At 37.9% G+C, this 20582-nt stretch carries 22 protein-coding genes; 5 read left to right on the plus strand and 17 right to left on the minus strand.

Going from position 1 to position 20582, the window contains the following annotated elements; translation table 11 throughout:
• Positions 1-107: 107 nt before the first annotated feature.
• Positions 108-1190: a DUF6670 family protein gene (locus AC5YCE_RS01315; protein WP_496170581.1), complete on the plus strand. Its 1083-nt coding sequence runs from the start codon at positions 108-110 to the stop codon at positions 1188-1190.
• A 643-nt stretch (positions 1191-1833) separates the two neighbouring features.
• Here AC5YCE_RS01315 and tsaD read toward each other — a convergent pair.
• Positions 1834-2850 carry a tRNA (adenosine(37)-N6)-threonylcarbamoyltransferase complex transferase subunit TsaD gene (gene tsaD, locus AC5YCE_RS01320; protein ID WP_496170583.1) on the minus strand — a complete coding sequence of 339 codons (1017 nt, stop codon included), beginning with the start codon at positions 2848-2850 and terminating at the stop codon, positions 1834-1836.
• A gap of 144 nt (positions 2851-2994) precedes the next feature.
• Between tsaD and rpsU the strand changes: the two genes are divergently transcribed.
• Together rpsU and AC5YCE_RS01330 are read left to right on the plus strand one after the other, a co-directional pair.
• A complete protein-coding gene (rpsU, locus tag AC5YCE_RS01325) occupies positions 2995-3210 on the plus strand; it encodes a 30S ribosomal protein S21 (protein WP_001136722.1) in 216 nt (71 codons plus the stop codon).
• Between the two features lie 38 nt (positions 3211-3248).
• Entirely contained in the window at positions 3249-3695 is a 447-nt protein-coding gene (locus tag AC5YCE_RS01330) for a GatB/YqeY domain-containing protein (RefSeq protein WP_496125704.1), read from the plus strand.
• A gap of 204 nt (positions 3696-3899) precedes the next feature.
• Here the strand turns inward: AC5YCE_RS01330 and AC5YCE_RS01335 are convergent, their stop codons facing one another.
• From AC5YCE_RS01335 to AC5YCE_RS01400, 14 genes are all read right to left on the minus strand, one after another.
• On the minus strand, positions 3900-4268 hold the full coding sequence (locus tag AC5YCE_RS01335; protein WP_496125703.1) for a hypothetical protein: 369 nt from the start codon (positions 4266-4268) through the stop codon (positions 3900-3902).
• A 90-nt stretch (positions 4269-4358) separates the two neighbouring features.
• Positions 4359-4730 carry a GFA family protein gene (locus tag AC5YCE_RS01340; protein ID WP_496170585.1) on the minus strand — a complete coding sequence of 124 codons (372 nt, stop codon included), beginning with the start codon at positions 4728-4730 and terminating at the stop codon, positions 4359-4361.
• 107 nt (positions 4731-4837) lie between these two features.
• A complete protein-coding gene (locus AC5YCE_RS01345) occupies positions 4838-6277 on the minus strand; it encodes a M48 family metalloprotease (RefSeq protein WP_496170587.1) in 1440 nt (479 codons plus the stop codon).
• A 172-nt stretch (positions 6278-6449) separates the two neighbouring features.
• Positions 6450-7418, minus strand: a complete 969-nt coding sequence (locus AC5YCE_RS01350) for a 2-hydroxyacid dehydrogenase (protein ID WP_496170589.1) — start codon at positions 7416-7418, stop codon at positions 6450-6452.
• 141 nt (positions 7419-7559) lie between these two features.
• The gene (locus AC5YCE_RS01355) at positions 7560-8291 is read right to left on the minus strand and encodes a hypothetical protein (protein WP_496170591.1); all 732 of its coding nucleotides are present in this window, start codon (positions 8289-8291) and stop codon (positions 7560-7562) included.
• A 185-nt stretch (positions 8292-8476) separates the two neighbouring features.
• Complete coding sequence (locus tag AC5YCE_RS01360; protein ID WP_496170593.1) at positions 8477-10366, minus strand: M48 family metalloprotease; 1890 nt, start codon at positions 10364-10366, stop codon at positions 8477-8479.
• Positions 10367-10453: 87 nt separating this feature from the next.
• Positions 10454-11992, minus strand: a complete 1539-nt coding sequence (gene purF / locus AC5YCE_RS01365) for an amidophosphoribosyltransferase (RefSeq protein ID WP_496170595.1) — start codon at positions 11990-11992, stop codon at positions 10454-10456.
• Between the two features lie 24 nt (positions 11993-12016).
• Positions 12017-12601 carry a CvpA family protein gene (locus AC5YCE_RS01370; RefSeq protein ID WP_496125696.1) on the minus strand — a complete coding sequence of 195 codons (585 nt, stop codon included), beginning with the start codon at positions 12599-12601 and terminating at the stop codon, positions 12017-12019.
• Positions 12602-12606: 5 nt separating this feature from the next.
• Positions 12607-13611, minus strand: coding sequence for a quinone-dependent dihydroorotate dehydrogenase (locus tag AC5YCE_RS01375; protein WP_496125724.1), 1005 nt, complete (start codon positions 13609-13611; stop codon positions 12607-12609).
• Between the two features lie 89 nt (positions 13612-13700).
• On the minus strand, positions 13701-14180 hold the full coding sequence (locus AC5YCE_RS01380; protein WP_496125695.1) for a type II secretion system protein M: 480 nt from the start codon (positions 14178-14180) through the stop codon (positions 13701-13703).
• On the minus strand, positions 14180-15322 hold the full coding sequence (gene gspL / locus AC5YCE_RS01385) for a type II secretion system protein GspL (RefSeq protein WP_496125694.1): 1143 nt from the start codon (positions 15320-15322) through the stop codon (positions 14180-14182). The genes AC5YCE_RS01380 and gspL overlap by 1 nt, the downstream gene beginning before the upstream one ends.
• Positions 15323-15356: 34 nt before the next feature.
• A complete protein-coding gene (locus tag AC5YCE_RS01390) occupies positions 15357-15812 on the minus strand; it encodes a SixA phosphatase family protein (RefSeq protein WP_496170597.1) in 456 nt (151 codons plus the stop codon).
• A 219-nt stretch (positions 15813-16031) separates the two neighbouring features.
• Positions 16032-17105 (minus strand): NAD(P)H-dependent glycerol-3-phosphate dehydrogenase, encoded by a 1074-nt coding sequence (locus tag AC5YCE_RS01395; RefSeq protein WP_496170600.1) that lies wholly within the window; start codon positions 17103-17105, stop codon positions 16032-16034.
• Between the two features lie 69 nt (positions 17106-17174).
• A complete protein-coding gene (locus AC5YCE_RS01400; RefSeq protein ID WP_496170602.1) occupies positions 17175-17750 on the minus strand; it encodes a nitroreductase family protein in 576 nt (191 codons plus the stop codon).
• A gap of 206 nt (positions 17751-17956) precedes the next feature.
• Here AC5YCE_RS01400 and AC5YCE_RS01405 point away from each other — a divergent pair, with 206 nt between their 5' ends.
• Positions 17957-18337, plus strand: coding sequence for a hypothetical protein (locus AC5YCE_RS01405; protein ID WP_496125690.1), 381 nt, complete (start codon positions 17957-17959; stop codon positions 18335-18337).
• 95 nt (positions 18338-18432) lie between these two features.
• Here the strand turns inward: AC5YCE_RS01405 and rhlB are convergent, their stop codons facing one another.
• On the minus strand, positions 18433-19584 hold the full coding sequence (gene rhlB / locus AC5YCE_RS01410) for an ATP-dependent RNA helicase RhlB (RefSeq protein ID WP_496125689.1): 1152 nt from the start codon (positions 19582-19584) through the stop codon (positions 18433-18435).
• A gap of 105 nt (positions 19585-19689) precedes the next feature.
• Positions 19690-19902, minus strand: coding sequence for a cold-shock protein (locus tag AC5YCE_RS01415; RefSeq protein ID WP_004822370.1), 213 nt, complete (start codon positions 19900-19902; stop codon positions 19690-19692).
• Positions 19903-20288: 386 nt separating this feature from the next.
• Between AC5YCE_RS01415 and AC5YCE_RS01420 the strand changes: the two genes are divergently transcribed.
• The gene (locus tag AC5YCE_RS01420; protein WP_496170604.1) at positions 20289-20513 is read left to right on the plus strand and encodes a sulfurtransferase TusA family protein; all 225 of its coding nucleotides are present in this window, start codon (positions 20289-20291) and stop codon (positions 20511-20513) included.
• Positions 20514-20582 lie beyond the last annotated feature (69 nt).

Consider the following 20582-nt stretch of genomic DNA (forward strand, 5'->3'; position numbering starts at 1 on the left):
CAAAAATTCAGGTTTAATGTTAAACATAAACCTGAATCAAAAATACTGAGCAAAAAACGTCTCTCACTAATATTCTTATTCAGAATTTTATCATTGAATCTTTCAATATGCACAAACATTCCCTTATTTCTAAATTTCTTGGTCACTCCCTTCTAAGTTTAAAGCCATTGCTTGATTCTGCTGTCTCGAGTTCAAGACTTACGTTCTTAGATGATTCAATTATTCGTCCTAGAATAGACGAACAATATTACAGCTGGACTCACTATGGGATTTATATTCCCAACTTACCTGAACCGCATCGCTATTTGAATATCATCATTATCTTAGGTACACCAAGCGCCCTAGCATTTGACCATCATCATTTGATTTCAGCTAAGAAATCCCCTCGACGTACTGCAACAGTATTTTCAAGTACTGCAGCTCGTTCAAATTCTTTTTTGAAAGCTTATGATTTTGATGAGGAATGTGACATTACCGAACAGGGAGATCTCATCCGTCTTGGGAATGATTTAAAAATTCAGGGACAATTGCCAGATATAACACTTAAAGGCCAGTATTTGGGATTAACTTTCAATTTTAATTTAGAAGTCACTCGTCATGTTTCTTGGTTTTTAAAAAATCCCATTTATGACCATTTTAGTTTGCTGTCGAAAATTTCGGGCACGTTAAAAGACCAGCACCGAACATATCACATTACAGATCTATGTACCTATGAGTACGCACGATCCACAGGCATGCATACATTTTATTCTAAACTTTTGCCTCAACAGCATAAAATCCCACTCGATTTTTTTACTTATCAAATCATTAACGTGAATCAATCTACTCAAATTTTACTGACGAAAGCAGATATTTTGGGCAAAGTGGCTACTTACTCCGCTCATATTAGATACCTCAATCAACATGCAGAAGTCTATACAGATGTAAAATTTGAAGTTGTGGAATACTTTGATCAACCCAAGGTATCACCTTATGGTCAAGCAATGAAAATTCCAAAAACGTTCCAGTGGGTCGTAAAAAAAGAGGGTTTAGAGATTTTAAATGTGCTGGGGGAATGTGAAACTGAATTTCAGTACGGTCTGGGTTGTGGGTATGCCGCTTCTTATCGATACAAAGGCATATTAAAATCTGAAAATATTGAGGGTGTTGGATATATAGAATATATCAATCTCCAAAAAAATGACTCCTGAACACCCGATGTCCACTTTTTAGGTACAATTAAATTACACTTAGTTTTTCAATATTTGAATCCATACAAATAATGCACATCACGATTAATTAAAAATACTTCATTACTAACTCATTAAGACCAATGAAATAAATTTACGCTAACTTGATATTTTTTAGTATGGTTTGCATTCTTTAGAAATATTCATTTGAGACATGAATTTTCTTTATTTCGCTTATGGCGTTGGCTTGTTGGCTTGTAATGAATATTGTGTTATTCACTCTCACTTTAGTGGGTCACCAATTTTCAGATAAGCAAATAAATGAAAGCATTACTCATCTCTTTTTTCATTGGGTTGATTGTGATTGGCCTTATGATTACTTGTAAAGCGCCACGAAAAAAATTATGAATTTACTCCTTTTAGTTTTAATGTTCGTTACTGTAATAGGTGGATTTATCTTTATTTCAGGCTTTGTTCACACTGCGTTTAATCTATTTCTTTTAGGTGGTTTTTTGCACTGAGTGCTAGAACAGGTGCATTTTCTTGTATAAATGATAAAGCGGTAAATCTAAAATAATGTTGATTTTAAAACTAAAAAATTCAGTTTAAGTTTTTTTTAAAAAGTGTGGTGATAAAAAAGAGGCTTAAGCCTCTTTTCTTTCAATCAATCTGCTTGTGGATTGCTTAATTCAGTCATCGGCCAACGTGGTGTGGTCGTGACAACCAGATCATCCTGTTGCCCCGCTTTCAAGCGTTGATAACCAGAGAAAGCAATCATCGCGCCATTGTCCGTACATAATGCAGGTTCTGCATAATATACCTGAGCTTTGATCTTCGCCAGATCAGCTTCTAAGCGCTCACGCAAGCGTTTATTAGCACTTACACCACCTGCGATCACCAAACGTTTCAGATTGGTTTGTTTCAAAGCTTTTACAGACTTTTTAACAAGGGTATCAACCAAAGCTTCTTGGAATGAAGCCGCAATATCAGCTTCACGCCCCTGACCTTCCACTTTTTTCAATTGATTAGAAACAGAGGTTTTTAAACCACTAAATGAAAAGTCTAAACCTTGATGTAACATTGGACGTGGAAAATCAAAGGCTTTAGCATCACCTTGCTCAGCCAATTTTGAAATATTTGGACCACCTGGATAAGGCAGGCTCATCATTTTAGCCACTTTATCAAATGCCTCACCTGCTGCATCGTCAATCGACTCACCCAACATTTCGTATTGACCAATACCGTAAGCCGCCATGAGTTGCGTATGACCACCTGAAACCAGGAGTGCTACGAACGGAAATTCCGGTGGAGTCTCTGACAATAATGGAGCAAGCATATGACCTTCCATATGATGTACCCCAATCGCAGGCTTATTTAAAGCAAATGCTAAAGTTCGACCAAACAAAGCACCGGTCATCAATGCACCCATCAGGCCTGGGCCACGTGTATAAGCAACAGCATCAATCTGTGACTTATCTACACCACTTTCTTCAAGCAATTGATTCATCAAAGGAATAAGCTTCCGAACATGGTCGCGAGAAGCCAATTCTGGCACCACACCACCATATTCTGCATGCAATTTAATTTGACTATAAAGTACCTGTCCTCTTAAGCCGACTTCACTGTCATAGAGTGCGAGACCTGTTTCGTCACACGAAGTTTCTAAGCCCAGAACGATCATTAAATTGCCTTTTATACATTTCAAAATATTGCTAAAGCTATTATAGACTTGTGGTATGAGATGTAAATGAGTAAAATACTGACCTTCACTTGTGACTTAGCGCAATTCGGCGTTAAGTCTTATCCATAAACTAGAGGATTCTTCATGCCACAAGTTAAATTGAAAGAAGGCGAACCAGTAGACGTAGCTATCCGTCGTTTCAAACGTTCATGCGAAAAAGCTGGTGTTTTAGCAGATGTTCGTAAGCGCGAATTCTATGAAAAACCAACTCAAGAACGTAAGCGCAAAAAAGCTGCTGCAGTTAAACGCTACCAAAAGAAATTGGCTCGCGAATCTGTACGCACTACTCGCCTTTACTAAGATTAATTTGTGATTGATTGACTGTCTGGAATATATAAATGACTACTTTAAAAAGCCAAATAACTGAAGTTTTGAAGGTAACAATGCGTGCCAAAGAAATGGACAAGTTAACGGTAATCCGTAGTCTTCAGGCAGCAATTAAGCAAATCGAAGTCGATGAACGCGTTGAACTAGATGATAATCGAGTTCTCGCGGTCATTGAAAAGCAAATCAAGCAACGTAAAGAATCGATTAAAGCCTTTGAAGGTGCTAATCGACAAGACTTAGCTAGTAAGGAACAAGCCGAAGTTGAGATTTTATCTCAGTTTCTACCAGCAGCTATGACTGAGGAAGAACTTGATTCCGTGATTGAGCAAACTATTCTTGCTCAACAAGCTACTAGCATTAAAGATATGGGTAAGGTGATGAATTCTCTACGTCCGATCATAGCCGGACGTGCCGATCCTGCACAAGTTTCAGCTAAAATCAAAGCTAAACTGGCGTAACCCTCTTTTCGTATACTGTTTGATTTGGTCTATTTAATCTCATCATCTTTCGATGAATTCTCTATTTGATTAAATAGCCAAATATATAATCCAAGTTTCTTAGATTCAAAAATAATAAAAATAAACTTGCTCATTTTCAGCATCCTTAATCACTGATCATGCTTTGATTTTTAAAATTTCATTTAATTCTTCAAATTATCCGCTTTAATTCTGATTTAAATCACATTGAATATCATAGTCTTTTAAAATTTGCATTTCTTTCGATTGTTGGACTTTATCGATCACATCTTGTTTTGTCATATTTGCATAAGAAAAAGGTAGTGAATCTCTATTTTTAGTGGTTAATTGATAAAAATCATGTACATAAGTAGCCACAATTGAACAGTATTGATTTTTTTGCTGAGTATTAAATTGAACCGTGGTTGGTGGTAGAGACTTTAAAAATTCACGCATATCCTGACTATATTGTTGCGTGATTTTATCTAAATCACGAGCAAACCTTTCAGGAAGTTGCTGCGCAAATGATGGAGTGCAAAGTGCAATGAGAAGCAACGCCAATATCTTATTTTTCATCAAGTTAATTTCTTCAATCCATGATTAAACACCAATGATTATATGTTGAATTCACACTTACAACCATCGATTTACCACATAAATCAAACACTAAGCGTGATTAAGTTCTACAAATTTAGGTTTATTTTCAATATAAAAATATTCTTTAGGAAACGGCACCTTGCCTTTTGTCACTGTGCCCAATCTTAGACGAATAACATCAGGTAAATCGAGACGGTAAGAATAGATTGGACTACCACATACGCCACAGAATACACGTGCTTTATTTGGCGTATGAAAATATTCTTTTAAAATGTCATGACCCGTACAGATTTCAAATTTGGAGCGTTCTAATGCACTATTCCATGCCATAACTGTGCCTTGAGCTAATTGACAATCACCACAGAAACACAGAATACTTTGATGAATTTGGCCGTGATACTGATAACTCATTGCGCCACATAAGCACTGACCTTTAATCATTCTCAGCTCTTTTCCTACCATACTATTTCCTTACCATCCTATAAGGGTCGTTTTAAATTATAATTTTAATTACTCTTTAATTCGAAAACTTAGCTTAACAAAATGTTTTAAATTTTCTGAGTATGCTCTTTTTGCATGGCATTCAGTCGGCTATTAATCTTCGCTGACATTGAATTGTTTTCCTTAGCGAGCCGTTGTGCATGGATTAGAGATTTAATAGCCACCTCTTCAGCACCTTTCCAATACTCAACTTCTGCTCGATAACGCAGTACATTAATTGTTCGCATTGGATTTTCACGGTTTAAATTTGCAGATTGCTGCATCAGTTGCCAAGCAACAATATCTCGATTATTTTTAATCAGGAATCTATTTACGATTCGCTCCGCTTCAATAGGCTGTTTTTTTAAGTTATAGATATGCGCCAACTTATAAGCTAGCGCTCTATTTTCAGGCATGACTCTTTGCTTAGACAAAATCACCTGCATTGCAGCATCTATTTTATCTTGTTCTAAATAAAGATCTGCTTGAATCAAAGCCAATAAGGTATGTGCAGGTTGAATCGTTTTAGCCACATCTAATTGCTGTTGGGCTAAAGCGAGCTCACCTTTTCTCAGGTAATATTCAGCAAGTGCCAGTATTCCACCAAAATTTTTATTCTGCGCTAAAGTTTTCAGTTGTGATTCTGAAGATTGACTGGTCACCACTGCGGTGTACCACTTAATCACTTCGAATTCTTGCTGAGTATTACTAAGTGGTATACGTGGAAACTGATTCGCTCTTAACCGAGCTTCACTCATACGTTGCGTCGTCAATGGATGCGTAAACCAAAAATCAGGCATAAAGCTGACGCGAGCCGTTGCACGATTCATGGTCTCAAAAAAATCAGCCATACTGTGCGGGTTATATCCCGCTCCATACATTAACTGCATCCCAATACGGTCAGCCTCACGCTCCTGATTACGGCTGTAGCTGAGTTGTTTATCGACCAATGCTGCCTGAGTTCCCATCATTACCGCACTACCAACATCACTATCTGCTTGTGCTGCAATGGCAGCACCGACAATAATACCAGCGAGTGCTAATAAACCTTGCCCCTTAAATGCTTCCTGAGAGCGACTATAATGACGCTGTGATACATGCGCAATTTCATGCGCCATCACCCCCGATACCTCATCTAGGTTCTTAGATGACGTGATTAAACCTGCATTTAGCGCAAACAAACCACCAGGTACTGCAAAAGCATTAATTTGAGGATCATTTACAATAACCAGTCCAATCGGTCTTCCAAGCTTAGTTTGGCTTAATATACGTGTAAATATGGACATGAATTGATCTTCTAACCAGACATCATGCAAAACTGGTAGTTGATTTTGAACTTGACGATAGACTTTTTCACCGATCATTTGTTCGCGTTGCTGATCAATCAAACCTACTCCAGCCCCAATCTCAGGAATGTCAAATGTAGGTACCTTTTCAGTATTAAAAATATCATCAGCGCTACACATAGCACTCAAACATAAACTCAATGCAAATAAGGTTTTTTTCAAAACATCAACTCAAACAGATGAATACGTTCAGACTATAACACTGAAAATTGAATGAATTTGCAATGATGTGTTATGAATCTTTAACTTTTAAAAAGATAAAAATCACATCAACATATAGCTCAAAACCTAACTCCCCCAATAAGATATTTTAAAAATAACTCACATAAAACATTTAGCAGAATTTTTCATTGACTAAACATTTCGGAAGTTCACCGTCTAATGCTTGGACTAGATTTAAATAAGCTAGTTCAGCCATTTTCAGGCGTGTTTCAGCCGTAGCAGAGCCAACATGAGGTAAGGTCACCACATTGTCCAGCTCAAATAATTCAGAATCTTGCAAAGGTTCTTTCTGATAGACATCTAAGCCTGCAGCAAAAATTTTATTTTGTTTTAATGCATCAATTAAAGCATCTTCATCGACCACTGAACCACGTGAAATATTGATAAAAACCGCGGAAAGCTTCATTTTGTTAAATTGCTCACGCCCCATGAGGGCTGTCGAATCTGCATTTAAATCTACTGCAACCACAATAAAATCAGACTGCTCTAATAACTCATTGAGTACTAAATATTGTGCATCGACCAACTGTGCACGTTCAGGTTTTGGATTTCGATTATGATAATTAATCTTCATATTAAAACCATGAAAGCCACGTTTCGCAATCGCCAATCCAATATTTCCTAAACCAATAATACCGAGCTTTTTGCCATATATGTCTAAGCCGAATTGAGCTGTTCCAACTGTCCTTGTCCATGAGCCTTGTTTAGTCCAAGAATCTAACTGAGGTACTTTACGTGCTGCACTCATCAACAACGTAAAAGCTAAATCTGCGGTGGTTTCTGTCAATACATGTGGTGTATGTGCTAACCAAATTTTCTTTTGATTCAGATAGTCAACGTCGTAATTGTCATATCCAACACTCACTGTAGAAATAATTTTAAGTCTTTGAGCAGTGTGCAGATTCGTTTCATTCAGTAACCGACCCGCGCCAATCATTCCATCTGCATCAGCCACTTCATTTAGAATTTGCTGATTAATATCACCAGCTTTCGGATCAATCTGTACGATATGATAACGATCTTTTAATTTTGCAAGAATGATTGAATCAATTTGACTAAATACCACAACCTTTTTTTGCATATACATCCCTAATATTGTTTTAAATCCTTATGGTCTTTTATACACTTTATTTATTATTTTGTTTGAAGCTTTATTTTATTTATTAAAAGGATTTTATGATCTATTCAATTTTTAAAACTTTAATCTTATATTTTTGAAAGATTATTTTACTGGCTTTTGCATATAATCCCATAACTCACTCTTTAATAGAGGCTGATCCAACATTTCTTGGAGATTTGGCAGTTCAACGATGTTATCAATTTGAGCATGTGCAATTTTACCTATGCTGAGAATCTGCTTATCCGCTTTTAAGGCGTCCACAAAACCTTGGATATAAACTTTCACACCCCGACCATCTTGTAATGGTGCTAGTGCAAATGGCCATTTTAAAACAGCAAACTGACCCGTTTTAGCCATTTGAATATTTTGCCATAGTGCAGCCTGCTCAGAAGTCAATTGAGTTGTGTCAACTAAGATCACACAATTTTCAAGGCTGAATGCCTGAAGCTCGAAAGGTGCAACATAAACTGCCTCCCGTACTTCTGTAGAAATCACAACCCTTGATTTTAGATCATGTTGTTGATTTGACTTCTCGACATGAGATTTTTCTAATGGATTCTCATCAACTTTATTTGGTTGAATAATTTGATCAGCGTTGGTCGTATTTTTAGATTCAAATACTTCGGAAGTGTCTAAATGATCAACGTGGAAGTTGTGAACATCATGACGCTCTGGCGCTGCTTGGTCACGATACAAACTTGATGTATAGGTACGCGTCCGCGCATCAGCTTTAGGCATCCATAAATCAATACCAATCACTGACAATATACTGCGCTGATGCTCTACCATATTCACATTCATTTCATACGTACTAGCATTTAATGGGCTGGACATTCTACCGATTTTTACAATGAATTGCTGAGCTTTAATTCCTCAACCAATCATACTCTTTTTCAATATTCTTGCTTACTCTTCTTCGCCAACCCCATTCCATTTTGGGACGCGTTGTTATTCTAAGCAATTTAATCATCATTTGTTTAAAAAATATCAATTTCGTTGTTTATTTTCCAGAAAACCCGCTAAACAATCATAATACTATTCTTCTTATGCATTTGACTCACAATCTCTTCACTGTCAAACCCTAAGCGCCAATACAGCAGTTCCAGCACATCCAATTCATCCTGTGTAATGACCCGGTCATGCCACAAGCAAATCTCAGCCACACCCAAAATACTTAAACGATCACGCAACAACAACCCTGCTATATCATTCAAGATTTCACCCAAATCTATAGGCTCATCTGAAATTTCTTCATAGATTTCTAATTCTTCAACCGATAATACTCGTTTTAGAATCTTATAACGCACTTCAAGTTGATTTGCGCTATTCAGCTGTTGCACATGGAGTAATGCATCCACCAGACGCACAATTTGCGGTTTCGCATCCTCTAATGAAGTCGGTCGATGAATCGGTAAAAGACCCAATTCTGATTTTACTTTTTCAATTAACAGTGCATCTAACAATCCAATTTCACCATCTTCTTGAATAATTTTAGCAAGTTTAGTAATAAACTGGCGCGCACTGGTGGCTGGCATATTGCCTAGATTTGAGCAAGCCTCATGAAAAATTTGGATATGGACACGACCATCGATATGAAGAAGAGAATCGACAATGGCACGGCTCACCTGTGCATTTGAAGGAATGAATTCTCGATATTGACGAATCATCAAAATCGCGATCATCACCTCTCTTGATCCAGTCGCGGTTTGCATAGCACGGGTAATTAATTCTGGACGTGACATCTGTTGACGTACTTCCAAGCTTAAAGGCTTGATCGCATCCTTGATTGCAAAACTAATTGGGGATAATCGCAATAATGGCAAAGGCTGTGGAGACATCCAAGGATTATACTCTTCTGCAATCGACTCCTCTAAAGATCGCATCAAACTGAACAAAGGTTGAGATCGAAGTTTCTGTAAATTTTCCAATTGCAAATCTTGAAGTAGGCTTGGATTTAACTCATAAATACGATCTTGAATGCTAGGATGAATATTCAGCCAACTTTGTGGGCTTAATGAGTTTGCAAAGCACATGTGTGAAATTGCTTCTGAGTATTCACTATGAATCTGTGAACCTGCATGATGCACATAGATGCGAAGTAAAGTCTGAACATTGGCATCATTGAGTAATAACTTTTTGGTTTTGAAATCATTATAATAAGTTCTTCCCCCTAAGGTCATATATTTAATCAAACGATTGATTAAAACCCCCAGACTACCAATCAGCCAAATTACCCCTCCTATAGCAACCAAACTCGTTTCAAACTTATGCCGAGTATTCGATGCATTGCGCTTAAATCCCTTTTTAGCAATTTGACTCCCCCATTGACTAAACGTCGTTACCCCACTATATAAAATTTTTAAACGCGTATTTTCCGTGGCCTCACCTGACAAAATTTTATTAAATTCATGTCCCAACAAGCCATAAAGCTCCAGTTCATCCAAATTTTGTAAAGCACCCCAGGTTAAAATAATCACGGTGTCTTTGGGATGGAAACCAGCAGTGAGTGCATTTACTCCAATTTCATCTTGTAGTACATACAATGTAGGAATATCAATTGCGAAGTTATTGGCTAACTTCTCCGTTAATTTTAGTGCAAGTCTCTCTTCAGGAGTACTCTCCAAAAGCGTAAGCTGTCTTGCATTCAATTGTTTCGCCAGCGTATGTCCACCTGAACGAAAAACATAAAACTCATAAATAATCGAACCACCGATAATCGAGCCGATCAACAGTAAAAAATAAGGGCTATAACTATTCCAAAGAATAGAGTGTTGAGGATTTAGATAATGGATCAGAAGACCTAAACCACTATTTAAAAGAAAAATGGACAATAAAATGACAAGCGCACTAATACTTGCAGGCCAAAGCATGTTTTTGTTTTTTATTAAATAATGACTTACATCTTTCAATGTAAAAGTTCCTGATTACATTGTATTCAGATCATAAATTAAAAAAGCGAGAATTACTCGCTTTTTTAATCATTTTTTCAGAAGGGCTTATGCGTCTTTTAAACCACTTAAGTCGACCGATGACGCATCCACATTGACATCGATATAGCCATCTTTATCTTTCTTAGCAGACTCACAACGCTTCTGTTCAAGACCATCTAAATAAGCGTCGTTAATCCCCCCCGCCACATAGATCCCATCGAACACTGAACAATCGAATTCACTTACTTCTGGTACTTTTTTGGTACGTACAGCATCTTTTAAATCTTCCAAGTTCTGGAAAATCAAACGATCAGCACCAATTAGTTCACGAATTTCCTCAACATCACGGTTGGATGCAATCAGCTCATCCTTCACTGGCATATCAATACCATAGACGTTTGGATACTTCACCATCGGTGCAGCAGAAGCAAAAAATACTTTTTTCGCACCAGCATCACGCGCCATTTGGATAATTTCATTACACGTTGTGCCACGTACAATTGAATCATCGACTAAAAGTACATTTTTACCCTTAAACTCTAATTCAACAGGGTTTAATTTTTGACGTACAGATTTTTTACGTAACTGTTGACCTGGCATAATGAAGGTACGACCGATATAACGGTTCTTCATAAAGCCTTCACGGAACTTCACGCCGAGGGTATTTGCTAATTCTAATGCTGAAGTACGCGATGTATCTGGAATCGGAATCACGACATCAATGTCATGAAACTCGCCCCACTCGCATAAAATTTTGTGAGCAAGCTTTTCACCCATTTTAAGACGTGCTTTATAAACAGAAATACCATCAATGATTGCATCTGGACGAGCAAAGTAAACATATTCAAAAATACATGGACGATATTCAGGATTTGCCGCACATTGTTTCGAGAATAATTGACCTTCAGCATCAATAAAAATGGCTTCTCCAGGAAGCACATCCCGTTCAACTTTAAAACCTAACGCAGTCAAAGCAACGGATTCAGAAGCAAGAATGTATTCCAGCCCCAATTCAGTTTCACGTGAGCCTAGAATTAACGGACGGATACCATTTGGATCACGGAAGCCGACTAAACCATGTCCAGTGATCATTGCAACGACTGCATAACCACCTTTACAGCGATCATGCACCTTAGCAACAACGTTGAAAACATCGTCAGCATTCGGATTGAGTTTGGCGAGCTTTTGAAATTCGTGTGCAAAAACGTTTAACAACACTTCTGAGTCAGAATCCGTGTTCATATGACGTAAGTCAGTTTTAAACAAGTCATCATGAATTTCTTCAGCATTGGTTAAGTTACCGTTATGCGCCAAAGTAATCCCATACGGAGAGTTTACATAAAACGGTTGCGCTTCAGCACTGCTTGAAGAACCTGCAGTTGGGTAACGTACATGACCAATACCATAATTTCCCAACAACGCGCGCATATGGCGAGTATGGAAAACATCACGAACCATCCCATTGTCTTTTCTTAAAAATAGACGACCATTATGGTAAGTCACTATCCCAGCAGCATCTTGTCCACGATGTTGTAACATCGTTAATGCATCAAACAACATTTGGTTAACCGGGGATTTACCCGCTATACCAACTACTCCACACATAGCAACCTCGCAGACAAGCTAGGATTAATAAAAAGGATTTTTCGTTGAATCTGAAGATGCATCTTTCTGATCAGAATCTTTGGACATTTTGTCACTATCCTGATCATTAGTTTCATCTGAATTAATCTGATTTAAGGCCTTATTGGCAGTATCTTTTGTAAATTGAGTTGCCATAGGTGCATAAGGCAATAATGCTTGGATAAATTTAGACTGTTTCCAATGAGGAGAGCTTTCTACAAAAGAGCCTATTCCTTGCATGGAAATGAGGACGATCAATAAACCTTTCAATGTTCCAAAAGCACCACCTGCTAGACGGTTGAGTGGGCCTAATTTCAGTGTTTTAAGCATTCGATTGAGAATCGCAGTCACAATCCATGTCAAAACAACGATGAGTAAAACAATGAAAGCAAAAGCTGCAATTTTTTGAACAACAGGATCTTGACTGAGCACTGTCATGGAAGGCGCGATTAAATTGGCATATTTAGCACCGATAATCAGTGCAAAAATCCATCCAACCAAGTTCGCAAAGGCATTAACGAATCCTTGACGCAAACCGTTAAGCCCTCCAATGAGCAGAATAATCAGTATGAATATATCTAAGTTGTTCATAAAAATCAGATCATAGCATTAACACAATCTTTGATTAAAGCCGGTCCTGTATAAATCAAACCACTGTAGATTTGTACGAGACTTGCGCCTGCTTGTTGTTTCGCTATAGCCTGTTCACCTGAAAGAATACCACCAACGCCAATCAATGGAATTTGATCTTTTAAGATCTTTGAAAAGGCTTGCAAGCAAGCAGTACTCTTTTCAAACACGGGTGCACCTGATAAACCACCAGCCTCATCGCCAGAAGGAAGGTTTTCTACCCCTTCACGAGAAAGCGTAGTATTGGTCACAATCAAACCATCAATTTTAAATTGGATTAACTGTGAAGCAATAAATTGAATATCTTCTGCTGTCAGATCAGGCGCGACTTTCAACACTAAAGGCACATAATGCTGATATTCTTCTGCAAGTTCCAATTGACGCTTTTTTAGTGTTTCAAGTAATTCAGTCAGCGCATGACCGCTTTGCAAACTACGCAAATTTTTAGTATTAGGCGAAGAAATATTTACCGTGATATATGATGCGTAATTATACACTTTTTCTAAACAAATCAGATAATCAGAAACAGCATCTTCTACAGCAGTATCCGCATTTTTACCAATATTAATGCCTAAAACACCTTTAAAATTGGATGCTTTTACATTTTCAATCAGTTGATCAACACCCTCATTATTAAAACCCATACGGTTAATAATGGCTTTAGCTTCTGGAATACGAAATAGACGAGGTTGCGGATTGCCCGCTTGTGGACGAGGGGTGATTGTACCGATTTCGATAAATCCAAAACCCAAACTTGCTAGTGCATCAATATAAGCACCATTTTTATCTAAGCCCGCAGCTAAACCCACTGGATTTGGAAATTGAATTCCCATACATGTTACAGGCTTAGCTTCAATCACCTGACGCATTACACCTAACTTATAGGTTTTTTTAAGTAATGATAATGTCAGATCATGTGCACGCTCTGGCGCCAACGAAAATAGAAATGGACGAGCAAGCGAATATAACATATTCAAAAAGTCTACTGCTTTTTAAGTTGGCATATTATAGGCACAGTCTGTATAAAAGGCTATGGCTGTCAGTTGTTTATTTTCACCAGTCACTTCACAGTCGCTGTTAATTTAATCTGCTCACCCACTTTATTTAATTCAAGTTTTTCAATGCTCAAACCTATCTGTGCCAGTTGAGTCAGAAAGTTTGCTAAAATTGAATAGTTTGCATGTTCAGCCACAATTTGCGTTGCATCCCCCATTTGTTGTGATGCTACAGAAATACCTTGCTGTTGTGAAACTCTTTGAATCTTATCTGTTATAGATAAATTTAAATCATCGGCTGGCTTCATGGTTGCAACATTGGTTTGCATCCAGACCAAATCATCCTTCAGTTGAGTTAAACGACTTTGTTGTAAGTCAGCAGCTTGATGCATTTTCCATAGCGATGTACCTATGATCGCAACGACAACAATAATCGTCGCACCAATCACCATAATTCGTTCACGCAAAGAAATACGTTCTAAGTTCTCGCTGATTCTATCTAACCATAGATCAAACCAGTCATGTGCTTTATTGAATGCTTTCATTATTGTATTTTCACCGCCCCAATCACACCATTTGCCTGCGTTTGAACATTTCCAAGTTCGGCTTTAAAGCCTTGTTGATTTAACTGACCGACCAAACTTTGAAGTGCATCAGAGCTGCGTGCGACTAGATTCATATTCAGGACATTGGCATCATAATTGACGTTATTCGCCACGATTTGATTTTGCATCAAAATGGGTCCTACTCGACTAATCAACTGCAATGCCTGTGTATTTGCTGTTTGACTTAAACGTAAATTACTCTCAAATAAGCTTTTGATGTTCTGCTCAGTGACACGGCTATTGGCACCAAACCATGTTTTATACTGTTCAATAGACAACACGGCCGTTTGATCTGCTAATTTTTTCAACTTTACCCAACGCGCAAGATCATAACTCAATTGTACAACCAACAATGCAAGCACTAGCATCGCACAGGCTTTCCAATAGCCCGAAGCACGACTTGCTTCACGTTTAGCTTTTGGCAAAACATTAAATGGATGGTTTTTAGCTTTTAAAATAGGCTTGAATTGATAATTAAAACTTTCTCGTTGTTCCGCAGTCGTCATTATAAGCAAAGCATGTTCTTGCTCATCCGTTAGTGCATCATATTTGAATATCTCTGGTTGAGCGCACATATCCAAATATAAAGACAGATCATCTAGCGATGATCCTTGCAACGCACTTTCACGCACCAGTAATTGTTGTTGCACATTGGCAATGATTGTTTCATTGTCTTGCGGAATCGGCAATACCAGAAAGTCTGGTAATAACGCTGTTACTTTGACAGGAATGAGTGTCAGCGAATGCTGCATGGTTAAAACTGCATTTTTCGCAATCGCAAGAATAGAAAGTTGATCGGGTGCTTCAAAACTCGAAATCACGTTCATTTGATCAATCGGGAATATCACATATTCTTCAATTAAATATTTAATTCCATCATGACCCAACTGTTTATATTGAGCTTTAGGGATTTTTTGCTGAATAATTTGCACATCACGACTGGGAAAGAAAACCACGGCTTCCTCCCCTTGATATGGTTTGATCTCTTGAATCAATTGCTCAAGACTAGATGCCTGCATCCAGTTATCACCACGTGACCATTGCCAAACCCCATTGGCCTCAGGCATCCATAGATACAACATTTATAATTTTCTACCGTTTAATTTTTAAATTGATTTATATGTTAGGAATAAAGGATTTTCGCTGTGTTGACAAGCCATTTGCGATAACACTTTGCTCATAAATACGTGCTTCTGCAAGCGCATAAGGATTAAATGATTCATGCGTTAGTTGTTCAGCAATATGAGCCACAACATTCATATGGCAAACCACCACAATATTTTCGAAAGGCAATTGGCTCAGCCAATCAATCGCTTCTTTGGCATGATCATCGGGCTTGATTTTGTCACAAATCAAAACTGTAACTTCTGGAAAAATAGTTTGCAGATGTGAAAGCGTTTCTTGTGCGCGTATTAAAGGACTCACCACAAAAATATCTGGCGTCACCTGATCTTTTAAGAAAATTGCTGTTTGCTTCGCCTGCTCATGTCCGCGTCTCGTCAAAGGTCGTTTAATATCATTACCATCTGTAGCTGGCGATGCCTCTCCATGACGAACCAATGTTAATTGCATATATTTTCCCTAAAATTAAAATCCTATTTTAACGAAGCATGATGACATTTTTTTGATCATTTTGATCATTTGTGTTTAAACATCTAAAGCTCTAAACCTAAAAATGATCAGTCGATGTATTGCCATATTAAAGGTGTTGAAGCATCCATATAAATTGCTACGATTTTCTAAAAATATCATTCTGCTTCGTTTAAAGTCTTTTATTCAGCATTCAAACTATCATACTTTGTTATGCGGTAGCACAAACTCGACGTCACTACGATGACCATTTTTCATCAGTGATACTGCAATATGCATCGCTGGGGCACCTTCATATATCACTTCATAAAGTGCTGTGGTAATTGGCATATAGACATCGAGTTCTTTAGCACGGCTGTTGACCTGAACAATCGTGTTAATACCTTCAGCAGTTTGACCCAACTCTTGAGTTGCTTGCTCCAAAGATTTTCCTGAACCAAGCGCGAAACCGACTTGATAGTTACGACTTAACGGACTACTACAGGTTGCGAATAAATCACCAACGCCGGATAAACCCAAGAATGTCAGTGGATTCGCACCTAACTTAACAGCAAAGCGACTCATTTCTGCCAAGGCACGCGTTAAGATCATGCTCTTGGTGTTTTCACCCACTTTATAAGCAGCAGCCATACCCATTGCTACTGCATAGATATTTTTTAGTGCGCCACCTAGCTCGACCCCATTCACATCATCACTACCAAAGACACGGAATAAAGCACTATGTAAAGCTTGTTGGACTGCATAGCGCACCAGCTCTGAATCACTGGCAATCACTGTACCTGCTGGCATTCCTGCCATGATTTCTTTGGCAAGATTCGGTCCTGACAAGACACCATAAGGCACTTCAGGTAGCTCTTCACGAATAATATCACTCATAAAACTAAAGGTTTTAGCTTCTACCCCTTTGGTGAGAGAGACAACAGCTTGCGCACTTATAAATGGCATAATTTGACGTAATACATCACGAAAAGAGTGACTTGGAATGGCAACCAAAATAATGTCTCGATCACGTACAGCCTTTTCTAAGTTAGACTCGGCAACCAATCCTTTCTCAAGTGTAAAATCGGGTAAATAACGTTGATTAATATGCGTGGCATTAATCTCAGCCGCAATTGCTGCATCACGAATCCAAATTTTGGTATCACAACCATTTCGTACAGCAGTATTCGCCATCGCTGTACCAAAGCTACCCCCACCTAATACAGTAACGCGCAACGCTGTTTTACTGTCCACTGCGACAGGTTCAACCAAATCCGTGAATTTTAATTCCGACATTATTTTTATCCCAAATTTTTAATTTAACTGTTCAATTTCAAAGCTAAGTCGATACCATCTAAATACTGGTTAAGGCTTCCAATAAGATACATTAGACTCAAACGGCATCTCTAAACGCGCAGGAATTGATTTAAAAGCAGTTCCTATATAAATAATCCCTGAAATCAGATCATCTGATTGCAAACCTAATTTTTGCTTAAACCAATTTGATTCAACCACTGCCCCACTACGCCACATAGTTGAAAAGCCTTGAGCTTGAAGCGAAAGTAGAAAATTCTGTACAGCAGCGCCTGAACTTAAGGTTTGCTCAAAGTCAGGAACTTTAGGATGATCTTGAAAACGTGTCACCGCCAAAACAAGCAGTGGCGCTCTCATTGGATGATGTCGAACACGCTCGACTTGTTGCTCATCAATTTCACCCAAGTCGCGCATGGCTTCAACCAAAATCTCACCAAATGCCTCTCTTTGCTCAGCTGCCACCACTATAAAATGTGTGGGTTTCAATCGATGATGATCTGGTGCAGTTAATGCCGCCTGAAATGCAATCTCAAGTTGTGCGGCATTTGGTGCAGGTTCCACCAAGTGTCCAATTGACTGACGCTGATGAATATTCTGATGTACTGCATCTAGAAAAGAATCTGACATTGACTACAAATCTATGTATTACGTATTGAAGCTTAGCTTATCACAAACCTCAAAATTTACTCTATAGCTGCATTTGTCTATAGCAGAATCAAAATTCACAAAAAACCTGATTAAAATTCAAAATATATACAAACTATTCAAAATCAATCCTTAACTCACCGCTAATATAAACGTTGAAATTTATCTAAGCTTTAGGAAGAAAAATAATGAAAGCATTTTTAACAACATCAACAGTTCTCACTGCCGGACTATTGCTCACTGCCTGCGCATCAAACCCCACTGAAACATTGGCCATTCAAAAGGCAAATAATCAATATGAGGTTTCAGGTTTAGGTAAAAGCCAAATCATTGCAAAAAACAATGCCATTACGGCTGCCAATAAAACTTGTGGTAAAAATCATGCCCCTATGCTTGTGGATGAAAAAACAGAATATAACGGCGCCTTAAAAGGTGTATTTGATGAAAAAACAGGACAAATGGTCTCTGCAGCAGCGAGTGTTTTAGGCTCAGTGATTGGAAAAAATACAACCATTGAAAAAGACACCGACTACCAAACGGTATTAACCTTTACCTGTAAAGCCAATTAACGATTTAAGATCAATACTGATTCAATAAAAAAGCCCCGTTGAGGGGCTTTTTTATTGAATGACATTTAAATGTTCATCAATGACGTCTTTTAGGATTAGCAATAACCATCTAAACGTGTGAGTGGAATTTTTTGTCCAATCGCTTTTTCAATTTCAGGAAGATAAAATGCATCATCTTCCGACAAGAAGCTGATACTTACACCACTGCTTCCTGCACGTCCTGTGCGTCCAATGCGGTGCACATAGTCATCAGATTGCTCAGGTAAGGTAAAGTTAATCACATGTGATACGTTATCTACATGAATACCACGTCCCGCAACATCTGTCGCAATCATGATATTGTGTTGACCATTTTTAAACTGATCAAGCATCTTGATACGCTTATCTTGAGCAATCTCGCCTGACAACATCACGACTTTATAGCCATCACGTTTCAAGTGGTCATATAACTTACGAACCTGATCACGACGATTGGCAAAGATCATCACTTTTTCAATCGGTTCATCCCGTAGAATTTCTTCCAAAAGTTTATACTTATCTGACTTTCCAACCACATAAACACGTTGTTCAACATCCGCATTGGTTTTCTTATCCGGCTCAATTTCGACTGTGACAGGCTCAAACAACCATTGCTGTGCCAAATTAAGCACGTCATAGCTAAAAGTTGCAGAAAATAATAAGGTTTGACGTTGTTCTTTACGTGGAGAATAACGCACGATACGTTTAACTGATGGAATAAAGCCCATATCCAGTAGACGATCCGCTTCATCAATCACTAAAAATTCAATTTGGTCTAACCAGATTTCTTTTTGTTCAGTAAAATCAATTAAACGACCAGGTGTCGCGACAATAATATCGACAAAGCCTTGGTCCAACTGCTTCTTTTGTTTATCAAAATCAACACCACCCACCAAAGTGACTACATTTAAGCCAGAAAACTTAGTCAGATCTTTTGCATCATTTTCAATTTGAATCGCAAGTTCGCGGGTTGGTGCCAAAATCAAAGCCCGTGGCTCACCACGAAAACGTTGATGTTGAATTGGATTTTTAAGTAAATCATTAATAATACTGACAAGAAATGCAGCAGTTTTACCTGTACCCGTTTGTGCGCGACCAATTGCATCATGACCTGCTAAAGTATATTGCAATACTTTGGCTTGAATTGGGGTCATTTCTTTAAACCCTAAAGCATCAATGGCTTGCTTAAGTTGTGGCTCTAAGTTTAGGGTTTCGAAACCAGATGACATATATACGTGCTCGGCGGTCAGATTTAAAAATATTATATTCATTATAAACAAAAAACGCCCCAATTCCTAAAATTGGAGCGTTAACCTAATTTAAAAAAACTAGGATTAGTCTAAAGGCTGAACTTCTTCAGCTTGAAAACCTTTTTGACCTTGTACAACACTAAATTCTACGCGTTGGCCGTCACGAAGTGAACGGTGACCGTCGCCTTGGATAGCACGGAAATGAACGAAAACATCATCACCGCCAGCGCGTTGAATGAAGCCAAAACCTTTAGTGTCGTTAAACCACTTAACTACGCCTTGTTCGCGAGCTGTCATAAGTTAATCCTCAGTTGGTAAGAAAAGGGACCACCCGGTGTTGCAAACAGCAGAGCAAACAAATTTTAAAACATTTTTGTATTTCAAAGCTTGTAATCATTCTATAAAACTATTAACAAAATCCCGGTTACATCCATTCATAAATAAGGCTTAGAGACGAAAAATCCCTATTCGATTCCTTAATTACGCAACGAGCTTATCATGTGTTTATTACAATTAATAGAGGTTTTTGCTCAAAATATTATACAAAAATTTGTTTATTTATCACCCAAATAGATTAACCGTAGAATCACTACCCTAATTTTTATTGAAATTTCACAAAATATCATTCGTAATGCTGCACACTTTGTTAAAATAGCAGGGTAAATATTATATTATTGAATGAAATGAATGCTTTAATTGAAATCGATGCTTTGGGTAAACCCTGCCCGCTTCCCTTATTACTTTTAAAAAAGCAATTAAAGCTCCATACGCCACCGCAAAGTTATTTATTGAAATCATCAGACCCGAATAGTCAGCTAGATATTCGCCGTTATTGCGAAATACATAACTATAGATGCAATTTTTTGCAAATTTCTGAACAAGAATTTCATTACGTAATTGAATCTTAATTGTTTTCAATTAAACTGATTGTGTGGCAATGTTGAATATTAATTTACATTTCACTACCCAATTCCCTT

The sequence above is a fragment of the Acinetobacter sp. CY79 genome, assembly GCF_059515845.1.